Genomic DNA, 15,175 nt, shown 5'->3' with positions numbered 1-15,175 from the left:
TACAATAGACGGGCTGTAACGACAGTCGCGAAAGGAGGGACGTAAGTGACAAGCCGAAGAGACCAACCGTCGCCTGCTCAATCGGAATCGGCTTTGCTGGACATGGGACGCGCGCAGCGCCATCAGTCTTTCGCGCAGACGATCGCGGACAAGTACAGATTCGTGAGGCGCGATGACAGAGGCCGGCTCTCGCTTACGTTTCGAGAGAAGGGGGCCGCGGCGGCGGCGCTGCCTCCCGCCTCGATCACGACGGTCGTACAGCAAGTGCAATTGAAGCTCGGACTGCTTATGCCGATGCAAGTCCAGCTGGAAAGTATCGAACGCAGATGGCTGGTCCAGGTAGAGCGCTGGCTGCGAGGGACGGACCGATCTTTCGATCGCGTCGTGAAACGCGTCGGGCAGAAGCTGCGCGAGGACGAACGCCGCGAGCATAGCGCCGCCGGCAATCGGACCGAGCTGAATTCAACCGCGTCCCGACAGGCGGCGCACGGCATCCCCTTTACGCGCAGCGCAGACGGCTCGCGAGAAAGGTCCAATCCTCTGTCGGGAGGCGAGCGTGGTCGTGCGTTCGATGCGCCATTCATTCACGCCGCGCCGCGTGACCGACAGGAAGACGCGGATGGTACTCGATCGGCGCAACGCGACCAAGAAATCCGGGTAGAACGGCAGCGCGTCGAACGAGTCGAAGACTTGCTGGAGCGGTCAAGGGTAGAGTGGCGAAGAGCGATGCGTCTAACGGCGATGCCGGCTTCGTCAGCGGATAATCGTCGGTTGGAAGCTGAATTCATGCGGAAGCGATCCGGTGGCGAATTAACGCAGATGAAAGCCAACCAGGATCCCCATGCAAGTCGAGAGATTCGATCTCATGCGACGGTCGTCCTGCATCGTTATTTGCGCATGCTGGATTCGAGATCGCCGCTTGCAGCGGAAGGCAGCATGCAGGCCCGGCGGCCCGGCGTTATTCGCAATGAACGCGTTGCGCAAAACGACGCTTCCATCCATGGCAGTTTCGAAGCGGGTGAGGCGCTGCCTCGTCGGGCAAGGATCGTGCAAACACCGACGAATCGTGACTTCTCGCTGGAGGTTCGGAGTCGGATGGAACGTTCGATGCAGGGCTCCATAGCCGAAAACAGCGTACAGGCAAGCGAAATCGGCACGGCAAATCGTGGTCCGCGAGCGAGCTTCCATTCGACTTGGTCGGCCCAGCTTGTGCACGCCGTACTGGGACGTCTCGCTGGAGAGCGTTCGGCCACGATTCGTCCGTTCTTGAATCGGGCGATGGACACGAGCCGGACGATTGGAGAACATGCGGATACCGGTCGAGCTGCGCGCCGTCAACTAGACGATGTCGCGAATCCGCCGCGTAACCGAACTGCATCACCGGCTCATGTGTCGGAGTATCGAGGTGCGCAGCGACAAGATGCCAGTACCAACCGAGACGCCTGGAGCGAGCAGAACAGTAGGAACGATGCGAGACAAGAGACAGCGGCGCCGCTCGGTAGCGTTTCGCGAATGCGATCTGAAGTTGACGCTGCGCAGAGCGTGACGGCAACAACGCTCGGAAGCACTTTGCGCATGCAATCCGGAGTCTACGCTCCGCCACTTGTGAAGGCAGCGCCGATGCAGCTGCGCCTGGTTCGCAGGCCGCATACGGGTCTTGAGTCTCGAGATAGACGAACGAAGGCATCCGCGATCGAGCATATCGAGCATCTACCGGGCAAGGACGCGCAATCCAAGCCGACGAATCGTCCGGATACGAAGCCAGCGTTGTCTGGCGCAGATGCTGACAAGCAAGCACTTCCGTCCAAAGCTTTGGCTATTAACGGAGACATTGCGCATCAAGCAGCCGAATCCGGCAACGGTGATTCCCGGCAATCAATGCCGCAACTGAAGCGAACGCTTCCGAACGGACATCCGGATTTATCGGTAGATCGCCGGAATGAAGGGATGCTGCCGGCTTTTCGCCGTCGGGATGCGGAGAGTCGGTTAACGTTGAGCCGCTGGCAGCTTGTTGAGCTCACCCCCGCGATGGCGGAACCACAAGTTAATCAGAAGGAAATCATCGCGTACAAGCCGGTAAGAAGCACGATGCTTGTCCAGCGGATACAGAGTCGCGGCGAGCGTGATTCGCGAACTTCTACTGGGCAAGACATGACTTCTAGTCGCGAGGCGAATCCGGCGGCTCGAGGCGGCATCCGGTTCTTCGTTAAGCAAGTGCACTCCACAGGTTCATTGGAGCGCGAGCGCGCAGCTTGGCAATCGTCCGCGGAACCGGCGGCAAGAAGTTGGGTCACTACGGCCTCGGTGCCGCAGATTCAGCGTTTCAAGCACAGATTACGGCCGCAAGCGAGCACGGCGAAAGAGGCCAATGGTATCCTTTCGCAAGGACCGTTTACCTCGAAGCCATTGTTGAAGGGACTACAGTCGCTCATTCACAAGAATTCGTCGACAGTAACGGACCTTGCTCCCGATGATTCTGCTGTGCGCAGACCGACTAACGGTGCAAGCGATATCGCGAAGCATCCGCCACGCGTGGAGCGTTCTTTGAACGATGTAAGCGTGCATGACGCGGAGCATCCATCCGCGTTAACGAGCGTGAATGGCAGTAAGCGCGGCTTGCCCGCATTACCGCCACATTCGCCCGTGCATCTGATTTTTGCAAGACGGCAGGCAGTAGCGGTGGATATTAGCTCGGCGAATGAGCGCGCAGCATCGTCAAGTGCCGAGAAGGTCGGCGAGATTGCGAAGCGCGTAATCGCGCAAAGGGCAGCTTCCGCAACGGGGGATTTCCGCGATATAAGAGTCATCCAGCAGCAATCGCGAGGTCAGATTCAAGGCCGGCAATTCGTGTCCCAACCCGGATCGTCGAGTGCAGATGATGCAAGGACGTCTATCACGCGCGTTCGCGGAACAATTACTCAGCCTGAATCCGGTACGACAGCGCCGAACACCGCGGTTCAGCAGCATGCGACTGCGAAGAACGAGCAAGCAGACTATGATGTGTCCATCGCGGTTCGCGCGCGCTTGAATGTACGTCGAATCCAGCAGCATATGCCATTGTTACCGGATTTGATCTCGGAAGGTATGCTGAGTCGGGGCGGCTTCGAGAAGGGCGGGCGTAGCGCGTCGCTCGTTCATATATTGGCAAGGCGACTACAAGCGGATGGAGAAGAGGCGCGCTTAGGACACCGAACGGATCCCTTGCACGAATTGCCGGTTCAAACCGTTCGCATCCATCTCCGTCGCGGCCTTCTGAACGCGGAAGGCTCCGACCGTACGGCACGACAAAATGCATCGCATATGCCGGAACATGGGAACGAATCGGTCGCTGCTCGCGGCTCTAATCCAAGCTCCGAACGTGTCGACAATCCAGCTGGGCCAAGTCACGCCGCGAGGGCAAAAGGAACGCTCTCTTCACCAAGCAGGCAGGAGCAGCAGCCTCGCCATCAGACGGCAGAGCTCGCACGGCTTACGTTTCCTGCCAGCTTATCTTTCGTCTTCGCGGCAGCCGCGCGCAACGCTGCACGGCTGCGTACCGGCTCAACCGCCGGCCGATTCGCCGGATGGAACAAAGGCACGCCGTTGTCGGCTAGACAAGGCGCTAAACAGAATGACCGAACGCAAGCCGGACAAGCCATTAGCAGAGTCGCGTCGCACATCCAGCCAAAGGTTGATCAGCCGCAGGCGCAAAAGCCAGCCGGCAGAAGCGTGCTCAGCGTCAATGCGATACACCGTATTTTTCGTCAATACGGACAAGCCGCCATTGCCTCGCTGGGGAATTCGGTGCGAGTCAACACGGCGACCGCCGAGGCGGCAAGTGCATTAAATACGAGGAAGAGCCGACCCGGTACGTTAGGAGATCAGAACGATTTCTCGCGTAATCCAATGCAAGGGAACGCATCCGTGGCGGACAACCGCTTCACTATTCTTGACTATCGATTGCCGACTGCCGAACCTGTTCATCCAAACCAGTCTTCCCGAGCAAGAGGCGGCATGATCTCGAATGCGTTAACGCATCGGACGATTGTCGTGAACGGGAACGTTCAATTTACGCGTAGCCTGAACGCAGGCATAGCGCGAGGCCGCGGTCCAGAATCGGGAAGCGCTGCGAATCGGCAGACGGCCGGTTCACGCATCGCGGGCTCTCAGACGATGAGCGACGGATCAAGCCGTTCCGCTCGGCTAACCTCTTTGCAGCACACGCTGCAACGGCGCAGTTCAGGCTTGTCGTCGAACCTCGCAAGTTCGGGCATCGCCGATGTGAATTCCGCGAGCGTCAATTTGACGGATGCCGTTCAACGAAGGAACAGAGGCTACGCAAACGCCGGCAGACATAACCCGACGACCAGTGTACAACCCGCGAACGCGCAGGATGTCGAGTTGGCAATGGGACAAGCCGCGGGCCGCCAGACGGCCGCGTCATCTCCGGCCATGCACTACAGCGCGGCAAGGCCGCAGGCATCAGCCGCGTCGAACCGTTCGGCCATTCAGCCGGCCATGATGCAGCATGCCGCGAAGACGCAGCCCGCTTCTGCGCAACCGGCGCAGCCGGTGAAGACGATGGAACCGGCCCGGACGCCGGCGATCGACCCGGCGCAGCTTCAGCAAGCGCTGAATCAGCTGCCTCAGCTGCAACCGGACGTCATCGCGGGGAAAGTGATGACGGCCATCGAGAAGAAAATGAAATTCCAGCAGCGGACGCGGGGCTATTAGCTCGAATTGCGCGTCCCGGATCGTAGAGGAGCGAGAACGATATGGCATTGAAAAAAGCGAATATCATCGTGAAACGGGGCAGTGGCCAGGAGACGCTGGAAGTGCTGTTCAACCCAAGCGAATATTCGCTGGAGTCGGCCAATACGTTCGCGTGGCAGACGATTCCCGGGCTGCAGACCCCGATCGCGCAGTTCATTAGCGGCGAAGCGACGACGCTCAGCATGGAACTATTCTTCGATTCGTACGAGAAAGGGACGGACGTTCGCCAGCAGACCTCCAAGGTATCCAAGCTGCTCGAAGTGGACAAGGATCTCCACGCGCCGCCGACCTGCCGGTTCGTCTGGGGTTCGCTGGATTTCAAAGGAATCGTCGAGCGCGTTTCCCAGAAATTCACGATGTTTCTCGATTCCGGCCTACCCGTCCGCGCGACGCTGTCGGTGTCGTTCCGCGCGATCGCGAGCATGAAGGAGCAGTACCAGAACATTCCTCGGCAGTCGGCCGACCGGACGAAGCAGAAGACGCTGGAGCAAGGCGACCAGCTGTGGATGATCGCGGCGCACGAGTACGAGGACGCGGGCGAATGGCGGGCGATCGCGGAGGCGAACGGCATCGATAATCCGCGCACGGTCCGCACCGGACGCAAAATCATCATCCCGAGGCTGGAGTAGACGATGGCAGACGTAAAATTCGACAACAGCACGTATACGTTCGACGCGTTGGAGCAGAAGTACCGCAACTTCTTCGCGCCCGCGTTCGAGGTGACGATCGACGGCACCAATTTGACACGGCAGAGCGTAGCCATCTCCTCCATATCGGTCAATACGATCACGAAGAACGAAGCGGACTCGGTCTCGTTCACGGTCGAGAACGCCTACGATCCGATTCGGCGCGAATTCCAATGGACGGACTCGCTGCTCGCGATCGGCAAATACATCACCGTCAAGATGGGCTATACCGACAAGCTGGAGACGGTGTTCTATGGCATCATCACGACCGTGGACCTCGATTTCCCGGCGCAGGGCAATCCGACAGTACAGGTGCAGGCGATGGACCCTTCGTTCTTCATGACGAAAGGCACCCACTCGAACACCTGGCTGAAGAAGAAGGATTCGGACGTCGTGAAGGCGGTTGGGGCGAAATACGGCCTGCGGATGGTCGTCGACGATACGACCGTCGAGAAGGAAACGGTCGAGCAGTCCGAAACGACCGATTTTCTCTTCTTGAGCGAGTTGGCGCAAATGAATCACTTCGACTTCTTCGTCGTCGGCAAGACGCTGTATTTCCGCAAGCCGAAGCAGTCGAAGGTGCCGATCATGACGCTGATGTACGGCAAGAACTTGCGCAGCTTCTCGACGACGATCGATCTGTCGGGTCAGGTAAGCCAGGTCGTCGTCCGCGGCTATGACAAGAAGACGCTCAAACCAATCGAAGCGGCGAGCCGCAACATCGATATCATCGGCAACAATTCCAAGACGGGCCGCGACATCATGCGATCGCTTGCGGATTACACGAAACAGTATTATTACACCAATGCCGGCACGCTGCAGGAAGCGCAGCATTTGGCCGACGCGATTATGAACGAGATTGCCATGGACCTCATCAAAGGGCAAGGCGAGAGCATCGGCATTCCCGAGCTGCGGGCCGGCCGGTATCTGAAGCTGGACGGTTTGGGAAGCAAGTTCAATCAGGTGCTGTACTTGACGCAGGTCACGCATACGATTTCGGCATCCGGTTACTTAACTACATTCATCGTGGAGGGCAATGCCATATGATGGGATCCAATTCGCCGGGCGGCCGCTCCGGCAGAGGGGCCGGCGTGGAAGGCGTCATGCTGGCGCAGGTGACGAACAACCAGGATCCGGAGAAGCTGGGCCGGGTGAAGCTGAAGTTCCCGCACCGCGAGACGAATCAGGAGTCCGATTGGGTTCGCACGCTGACGTTCATGGGCGGCAAAGATCGCGGCGGGCTGTTCGTCCCGGAGGTCGGAGACGAAGTGCTGGTGGCGTTCCATATGGGCGATTTCAATCAACCTTACGTGATCGGGGCGCTATGGAATAAGACCAACCCCGCGCCGGCGGGCGGCGAGAAGAACAGTATCCGCAAAATCAAATCGCGCTCCGGCCACGAGTTTATTTTGGACGACACCGAAGGCAGCGAGAAAATTACGCTTCAGACGAAAAAAGGGCACAAGATCGAATTCGCCGACCAGAACGACGAGCTCAAGGTGACCGACAAGAGCGGCAATCACGCGGTGACGATCAGCGGCAGCGGTACCGGCACCGTGACGATCAAGAGCTCGTCGACCAAGATCGAGATTACGGGCGGCGGGGACGTAACGATCTCCAGCACGAAGGCCGTCACCATCAAATCGACGCAGGTGAGCGTTGAAGCTTCGGCCGCGCTCAGCCTTAAGGGTACCGCGTCATTGGAACTGAAGTCGGACGGCATCGTGTCGATTAAAGGCTCGATGGTCAAAATTAACTAGCGCCGCTGGCGCAACCGGGAAAGGCGGTGGCAGGATGGCATCCTTTATGGGGAGAGGCTGGAAGTTTCCGATCGAAGTCGACGCGACGACCGGCCGGATCAAGACGAGCGGACAGGAAGAGGATATCGCCGAGGCGATCCGCATCATTCTCTGGACTAGCAAAGGAGAGCGGGTCATGCGGCCGGATTTCGGCTGCGGCCTGCGGGAGTTCGTGTTCGAGACGACGGACGAAACGACGCTGCGTCTGCTGGAATCCGATATCCAGGAGGCGATCCGCGTGTGGGAGCCCCGGGTTCACGAAGTAGAGGTGCAGGCGTTGCGGGACGCGGAAGAGCCGGGCAAGCTGCTTCTGAACATTTCGTATGTGGTCAGGACCACGAACAATTTGTTTAACCAGGTATTTCCTTTCTATTTGGAGGAAGGCACGAAGTAGAAGGGCGGCGTACATCGACGATGAAAGACAAGCGCGAGTTAAGCGAGTTAATACAGTGGATGAAAGAAACGGCGCCCTACTATACGCCGGAATGGCGCTTCTCGCCGGATGATCCGGACCCCGGCACGGCGTTGTTTCATATAGCCGCGGATATGGTGCAGGAGAGCCGCAAACGGCTGGGCCGCGCGCCGAACAAACACTTTATCGAATTTCTCAATCTCCTCCAGACGCAGCTCCAGCCCGCGCGTCCCGCCAGGACGGACGTCGTGTTCGAACTGAGCGAAGGGGCTCGGGAATCGGTGTGGATTCCTAGGGGGACGCAATTGACGGCTCCCGCTCCGGGCGGGGGCGAGGAGCTAATCTTCGAGACGGACCGGCCGCTGCTCGTCACGCCGGCCAAGCTGCTCGACGTCATCAATATCAGCCCGCTGCAGGATCGCATCGTGCTGGCCGCGGAAGATTATCCGAATCTCGTGCTCGGCGGTCGTCCGGAGGTATCGTTATTCGATACGTCCAGCGGCGTTAATTTGCAGGAGCATGCGATTTACCTTCGGCATGACGATTTGTTCATGGCGACGCATCCGGCCGAGCTGACCGTGAAACTCGTACACGGCGCCAAACAGTATAAGCTGCCTGAGCTCGCGTCGTGGCTGGCGGAGACGGAGCATCTGGAGTGGTCGTATTGGTCGGAAGGCAATTGGGTCGCTTTCGATGAGGTACATGCGGTCGGCCATGCGTTGAAACTGCGCAAGCATGTCGTTCGTCCCGTGGACGTGCTAACGGTCGGAGGTTTGGAAGGGCGCTGGATCCGCTGCAAACTACGCGATGCGCAAGAGGGCGAGAATCCGCTGCTTTCCCGCGATTTGGAGGTGGAGGCGTTGGCGGTGTCGGCTTCGTTCGACGAAAGCCGCGGCGTGGACGGCATACCGCCTTCCATGATGGCCTTCAACGACATGGAGCTGGGCGCGGGCGGCTGTTACCCGTTCGGCGAGCATTTCGCCCCGTTCGCCGCGTTCTACATGGAGAGCGAGGAAGCGTTCGGCAAGCGGGAAGGGAGACTTACGGTCCGCTTCCGGATGACGATGATGCCTAATATGCTGCGCGTTGCGCCGGATCCGGAGATTCGCTGGCGGATGGTCATGCGGCGGACGGAGCTGGACAAGAAGGACCCGCCGCGCGTCCGTATCCAGCGCGTCATGTGGGAATATTGGAACGGCAGCGGCTGGATGCGGATTCCGGGCACGGAGCGGTATGAGACGTTGTTCGGCGAGATGCCCGAAGGAGAAGCGGTCGATTGCACGCTGACGTTCGATTGTCCGCGGGATTCGGAGCGGACTTTCGTGAACGCGCAGTACGGCTTCTGGATTCGCGCGCGCGTGACGGCGGTCGATAACATATATGCGCCGGAGATGGTCTATGTTTCGCCGCATGTAGAGCAGGTCAATCTGAGGTATGCCTATGATTCGCGGACATTCGCCGCGGAGAACGCGCTGGCGTTCAACAACGCGGCGCTTCGGGACGTCTCGCACGCCGCGGCGCAGGGCGGCCATCCGTTCCGCGTGTTCGAGCCGCTGGATAGCCGCGAGCCTGCCGTCGTCATGGGATTCGACGCTCCGCTTCTGAAGGGGCCGATTCGGCTGCAGCTGGCGCTTCAGCCTGGCAAATGGTCTTCGCTGCAGCGGCCGTGGATCGAATGGGAAGCGCTCGTGCTGGACGGCAACCGCATGTACTGGAAGGGCATCGCGGCGGCCGACGAGACGAACGGCATGACCGAGCAGGGCGCCGTGCAATTCGCGGCGCCGCCCGATATGGCGCGCACGCTGCTGTACGGCCGAGAGCGGTATTGGATTCGGGCGGTGAACCGGGATCGGTACTTCGACCTATCGCTCGCGTCGGATTATCCCGCGGCGGCTCGGATCGACATGAATGCCGTGCCAGCCGTCCAGCAATGGTCGATCCGGTCGGAGACGCCGACTTACCGTAACGGCGTATACAGCGTGTCGCGGACGCCGGTTATAGCGGAAGAAATCTGGGTGGACGAGACGGGCTCGCTGATCGAGCCGGAATTGTCGCGGCGGATTCGGGAATATCCGGATGACCATGACGTCCTCTACGATAGCGAAGGCGACGTGCATCGGGTATGGGTACGCTGGCAAGGCGTGGATTCGTTGACGGGTTCCGGTTCGGAAGAGCGGCACTATCTGTTGGATCGTGCCGCGGGCACGATCCGGTTCGGCGATGGCGTGCGGGGGAGAGCGGTGCCGCTAGGCGGTCCGGATGGCGTGCGCTGTCACTACAAGGTGACGGCCGGCGCCGGCGGCAATCTACCCGCAGGCTCGATTACGGGACTTCTTCAATCGGTCGCGTTCGTCGCCCGCGTCGCCAATCCCGCACCGGCGGGGGGCGGCTGCGACACGGAACGCATCGATGCCGCTCAAGTGCGCGGACCCGAACGGTTGAAACATCAAGGCCGGGCGGTGACGGCTTCCGACTTCGAATGGTTGGCACGCGAAGCCTATCCGGGCTTGTCCAAAGTCAAATGTCTGCCGAACCGCGACGTACTGATGCAGCGGGCGGCGGGCGCGATCACGCTTGTCGTGCTCGCGGATCCCGGGGAAGCCGGGCATGCGCTGTTCCCGTCGGTCAAACGCCAGATCGAAGCGTATTTGATCGCGCGGGCAGCCAATACGATCACGGTTCGGCCGACGATTCAAGTAACCGAACCGGCATTCCTCGAAGTGTCCGTCAAGGCGACGGTAACGGCCGAATCCATGGGTCAGCTCCTGGAGACGGAGGAAGGCTGCTTGGCGAAGCTGCGGGCGTTTCTTGATCCGGGTAACGGGCATTTCGATGGGAAGGGCTGGGAGATCGGCGAGGAAGTACATGCATCGCTGTTCTACTCGCTGCTCAAGTCGGTGCGTACCGTGAAGAACATCGATCACCTCTATATGTCCATCGTGAAGGTGGAAGACGGCCGCCGGATCGAGATCGATCCCGCCAAGCAAGCACAATTTCCGCACGGCATCGTGCGCAGCGGCCAGCATCGGATCGACGTGCTGGCCGACGAAGGGAGAAGGTGACCGGCATGCTGCCATCCCCGAATTTGGATGATCGCAAATTTGAGCAGATCGTGCAGGAAGCCAGACGCGCCATTCCGAAGTGGATGCCGGACTGGACGGACGAGAACGCCCATGATCCGGGCATCACGCTCATCGAAATGTTCGCTTGGCTAACCGAGATGCAGCAGTTCTACATGAATCGCGTTCCGCTGCGGATCCAACTTAAGTTCCTGAAGCTGCTCGGCACGAAGCCGAAGCTTCCGAGCAGAGCGAGGGCGGCGGTCAGCTTCAGCGGTCTGGACCGCTCGCTCATGCTGCCCGAAGGGACGAAGCTGGACGGGATCGATCAACGGTTCGAGACGGTCGAGCGCATCGTGCTGCATCCGGCCAAGCTGGACCGCATCATCGTGCGTACCGACAGGGAAGCCAATGATTATACGTCCACGAACGACAACGTAGGGGTCTCCTTCTTCGCGTTCGGCGCGGATGCCAGAGCGGGCAACCGGTTCTACATGGCTTTCGACCGCGAGCTCGCCGCAGGGGACGAGCTGACGATTTCGGTGACGCTTGCCGAGGAGGAAGGGACGACCTTCGTGCCCGCCCGCCATCCGCAGCAGGAGGTGGTGCCGTCGGCGGCCGTATCGTGGAAGTTCTACGGCACGGAGAATCAGGCCGACCTTGCCGTATCGGATGCTTCCGGTCTCGGCGCCGTTCGGCCATCGGCTTGGCTGCCGCTCGATATCGTGCGGGACGAGACGCTGCAGCTGATGTATAGCGGCACGATCACGATCCGGATTCCGCATCCGATGCGCCAGGTGATGGTGCATCCCGCCAACGACCGCGGACGGTGCTGGATCTGCTGCACGATCGAAGAAGACGGCTACGAGAGTCCCCCCCGGATCGAGCATATTGCCCTGAATACGGTTCAGGCGGTCCAGCAGGATACGCATGTCGTCCTGTACGATACAAAGGGCAACGGCAAGGCGGAACAATCGATCCGGCTTAGCTCCCATCTGGGGGTTCACGGGTCGCTGCGGGTTCAACTCGCGAACGAACGCGGACAATGGACGGATCTGCCTCGAAGCGGCAGCGATAGCGCCTTCGATTATGCGGACGACATGCCGCGCGTAACCGCCGGATACCGATTGATTCGGCAACCGGAAGCGGGCGAGATTACCGTCATCGTAGAAGGGATCGCGGCGGAGACGGCCGCGTCCATGGCGGGCAAACCGCTGCTGCGCGTGATCGCCTATTCGGACGAGCTGAATGATAAGCGCTTGATCGGCATGACGAACGGACTTCCGGGGCAGAAAGTGGCCGTATACGATCATCCGCTGCAGAACGGCCGGTTCCGGCTCCAAATCGGGCAGCTCCGGGACGATCAATGGCAGTGGGAGGATTGGATCGAGGTGGACGATTTCGACGCCTCGGATGCTTCCGACCGCCACTACGTCTGGGACGAAGCCGCGCAAGAGCTGCGTTTCGGCGACAACGAGCGCGGGCTCGTCCCGACGGCAAGCGAGAAGCCGAATATTTGCATCGTCGCGTGCGCGTATGGCGGCGGCAGCCGCGGCAACGTGAAGCCGCATTATATCGACCGGATCGCAGATGACTTCTATGCGGACCGGGGGTTGCAAGTAACCAACCATCAGTACGCTCGCGGCGGCACGGAGCGCGAAACGATCGAAGCGTGCATCGATCGGGTCCGCGGCGAGCTCGCGCGGCCGTTCCGCGCGGTGACGGCCGAGGATACGGAATTTATCGTCCGGCGAACGCCCGGCGTACGCGTCGCTCGCGTGAAGGCGCTGCCGCTGTATACGAAGGGATTGGCGGATTATCCGCGGGAGCAATCTCCGGGTCAACTGACGGTCGTCGTCGTGCCCGCCAGTCCGGTATTGACCCCGAAGCCGAGCGCGGGATTCCTGCAAACCGTGAAGAGGCACTTGGACGACCGCCGGTTGATCACGACGGAGACGCACGTTATTCCGCCGGCTTACATTCGGATAACCGTGCATGCCGTTATCGTCGTGGAGCCGCATTTCGTCGACGAGCACGGGAAGGTTGCGGCGGCCCTGAACAAGCTGCTCAAGCCGCTTGACGGCAAAGACGGCTCTCCCGGCTGGACCTTCGGCCGAACGGTTCATAAGAGCGACCTGTACAGCATCATGAACGCGATGGACGGCGTCTGCTACATCCAGGAACTGTGGTTGGACGCGGACGGCAAACAGTGGAACCGGACGCCATCGGGCGATATCGCGCTTCCGCCGTACGGCCTCGTTTACTCGGGCGAGCATGAGATCGAACTCATCAGCCGATTGAACGTCTAGCTTAATCCGTCATCCGCGCATAAGAAAGGAGGCGAGCGTCTCTGGAACGCGACCCGTTATATTTTTCCTTCAACAAGGAAACGGACTGGGCAAACGGCCAGACCAGCAATCTCGAATGGTCCAAAGACGGACTGCGCATCGGGCAGACGTATAAATACGGCATCCGCAGCACGGTTCAATTGAGCGGTCTGGACGGGATCCGGGACGTACGCGATTTCGCCATCGGACCATACGGTCGGCTGTACGTGCTGGACGAGAGCGGCGACGTCTGGATGTACGACCAAGAGAATCGGCATCACGAGCGTCTCTTCCCGGGCGGACATGGATTGTTCGGCCATCAAGCCTTGTTGGCCGCATCCGGTGAGATGCTGCTCGTGGGCGACATGGAGCGAGAACAATCGCTCGCGGCTTATTCGGTATCCAACTCGCAGACGTATTGGAGCTTCGGCGACCTGCAAGGCATGCCGATCCTGCCGCTTGCCGCCGCTTCGGACGACCGCTTCTTCTACGTGGTTACGCCGCTCGACGCCGTGCGCTCCGACCAAGGCGAGTGGATCTCTCCGGCCGGCGGACGGATGGGCATCGTCCAGATCGGCAAGGCCGGCGACGTGGTAGCCGTTATCGAAGACGACAAATGGCGGACGAAAGAACAAGTACCCGTTCGTCGCTTGCGCTACCGCTATTATTTGGCCGTCTCGTCCAAGCAGGACGTATTCGTGTTCGATGCCGCCGGTCACTTTCTGGTCGGCTTTCCGCACGACGGAGACTCGCCTTCCCGGATCTATTTGCCTTCGCTGCAGTTCGCGGGGCTGGCGATCGACTCCCGCAATCAGCTCTACATCGGGGATTCTCGCCATGTGGACGACGAAGGGGAGGACGACCGCTTCATTCTGAATCTGGGCGAGACGGGCGAGTGGATTAACAAAGTGCCGGGCTTCCGGGGCAAAGCCGATAAGCTGATCTTCGGCGACCGGGACCGGATGTACATTCTGAACGCCGAGGCGGAGCGCGCCACGATTACGGTGTTGGAGCTGCAGCGCCGAACGCTCGAGAACGAGGAGAGCGGCATGCTGGAGGGGCTCCTGCTCATGCCTGCGCTCGATAGCCGCGAAGCGGAGACGGTCTGGCACAAAATGCAGCTTGACGCCGACATTCCCGACGAGACGCAGCTTCGGCTGTCCTACTTTTGCTCGGACCGGGATAGTCTGGTGATCAATGGGCGAATCGTCAACGTGGATGCGCTCCTCCGCGACCCTGCACTTAGTCTTCGGGAGAAAAATAGACTGCTGGCGGAGATGTGGTCCGAGCCGGTCATCAATCCGAAAGACGCGCTGTTCTTCGAGGCGAAAGGCCGCTACATGTGGCTGAAGCTCGAGTGGATAGGAAGCGAGCGCAAGACGCCGCGGCTGAACCGGCTTCGCGTCTACTTCCCGAGACTGACGTATCTGTCCTACTTGCCCGCGATGTACCAACAGGATCCCGGCGGCTTCATGGAGCGGTTCCTCGCGCTCTTCGGTTCCATGTTCGATCGCGTCGAGTCGGATATCGCCGATTTGCCAAGACGGTTCGATAGCGACTTGGTCGCGGGACCTGCGCTGCGCTGGCTCGGAAGCTGGCTCGGCATCGAGGTCGACGAGCATTGGACGGACGCGCAGATCCGGCGATTCATCCAAGAAGCGCCGCAGCTTTATCGCTATCGCGGCACGCGAAAGGGCATCGAAACGATGGTTGACATTTATACGGGCCGCAAGCCGCATATTATTGAATATTTCCAATATAAAGCGATGCGCGAATCGGCCGACCTGCGAGCGGTTACCGATTTGCTGTACGGCATGAATCCGAGCAGCTTCTCCGTCCTCGTGACGATGGAGCAGGCGCCGACCGAGAAGCAGCGTCTCATGCTGCAGCGCATGCTGGACGAACAAAAGCCCGCTTTTACCGAAGCCCGCCTGGTCGTGCTGCAGCCGTGGATGTACTTGGATATGCATACGTACTTGGAGCTGAATACGGTGCTGACGGAGCCTTCGCTGCTGACGCTAAATCCGGACCGTTCCATGCCGAGCGATACGCTGCTCGTCGATGTCGATCGAGACCGGCGACTCGATTCGCATACGCGACTGGGACTGGATTCGGAGCTGGAATAGGGGAGCCTGGCAGG

8 protein-coding genes are annotated in these 15,175 nt (G+C 60.1%); all 8 read left to right on the top strand.

All coding sequences use genetic code 11. From position 1 onward, the window contains the following. The first annotated feature begins 45 nt into the window (after window positions 1-45). Window positions 46-4,713: a hypothetical protein gene (locus BCM02_RS03890; RefSeq protein ID WP_148927711.1), complete on the top strand. Its 4,668-nt coding sequence runs from the start codon at window positions 46-48 to the stop codon at window positions 4,711-4,713. A 41-nt stretch (window positions 4,714-4,754) separates the two neighbouring features. Continuing rightward, window positions 4,755-5,381 carry a CIS tube protein gene (locus tag BCM02_RS03885; protein WP_148927710.1) on the top strand — a complete coding sequence of 209 codons (627 nt, stop codon included), beginning with the start codon at window positions 4,755-4,757 and terminating at the stop codon, window positions 5,379-5,381. A gap of 3 nt (window positions 5,382-5,384) precedes the next feature. Continuing rightward, window positions 5,385-6,485, top strand: coding sequence for a phage late control D family protein (locus tag BCM02_RS03880; RefSeq protein WP_148927709.1), 1,101 nt, complete (start codon window positions 5,385-5,387; stop codon window positions 6,483-6,485). After that, window positions 6,482-7,198, top strand: a complete 717-nt coding sequence (locus BCM02_RS03875; protein ID WP_148927708.1) for a phage baseplate assembly protein V — start codon at window positions 6,482-6,484, stop codon at window positions 7,196-7,198. The genes BCM02_RS03880 and BCM02_RS03875 overlap by 4 nt, the downstream gene beginning before the upstream one ends. Window positions 7,199-7,232: 34 nt before the next feature. Further along, window positions 7,233-7,631 (top strand): GPW/gp25 family protein, encoded by a 399-nt coding sequence (locus BCM02_RS03870; protein WP_148927707.1) that lies wholly within the window; start codon window positions 7,233-7,235, stop codon window positions 7,629-7,631. Between the two features lie 20 nt (window positions 7,632-7,651). Then, the gene (locus BCM02_RS03865) at window positions 7,652-10,711 is read left to right on the top strand and encodes a baseplate J/gp47 family protein (protein WP_148927706.1); all 3,060 of its coding nucleotides are present in this window, start codon (window positions 7,652-7,654) and stop codon (window positions 10,709-10,711) included. Window positions 10,712-10,716: 5 nt separating this feature from the next. Next, complete coding sequence (locus tag BCM02_RS03860) at window positions 10,717-13,017, top strand: putative baseplate assembly protein (protein ID WP_148927705.1); 2,301 nt, start codon at window positions 10,717-10,719, stop codon at window positions 13,015-13,017. 179 nt (window positions 13,018-13,196) lie between these two features. Next, window positions 13,197-15,161 carry a phage tail protein gene (locus BCM02_RS03855; protein ID WP_148927704.1) on the top strand — a complete coding sequence of 655 codons (1,965 nt, stop codon included), beginning with the start codon at window positions 13,197-13,199 and terminating at the stop codon, window positions 15,159-15,161. Window positions 15,162-15,175: the final 14 nt, after the last annotated feature.

It is taken from the genome of Paenibacillus methanolicus (assembly GCF_008124765.1).
GTDB classification, from domain to species: domain Bacteria; phylum Bacillota; class Bacilli; order Paenibacillales; family Paenibacillaceae; genus Paenibacillus_Z; species Paenibacillus_Z methanolicus.
This window is presented reverse-complemented; position numbering and strand designations above follow the sequence as displayed.

What these genes read in the sequence shown, in the direction of transcription:
- BCM02_RS03860 (WP_148927705.1), top strand. Translation starts at nt 10,717, where the DNA reads ATGCTGCCATCCCCGAATTTGGATGATCGCAAATTTGAGCAGATCGTG.
- BCM02_RS03885 (WP_148927710.1), top strand. Translation starts at nt 4,755, where the DNA reads ATGGCATTGAAAAAAGCGAATATCATCGTGAAACGGGGCAGTGGCCAG.
- BCM02_RS03870 (WP_148927707.1), top strand. Translation starts at nt 7,233, where the DNA reads ATGGCATCCTTTATGGGGAGAGGCTGGAAGTTTCCGATCGAAGTCGAC.
- BCM02_RS03865 (WP_148927706.1), top strand. Translation starts at nt 7,652, where the DNA reads ATGAAAGACAAGCGCGAGTTAAGCGAGTTAATACAGTGGATGAAAGAA.
- BCM02_RS03875 (WP_148927708.1), top strand. Translation starts at nt 6,482, where the DNA reads ATGATGGGATCCAATTCGCCGGGCGGCCGCTCCGGCAGAGGGGCCGGC.
- BCM02_RS03880 (WP_148927709.1), top strand. Translation starts at nt 5,385, where the DNA reads ATGGCAGACGTAAAATTCGACAACAGCACGTATACGTTCGACGCGTTG.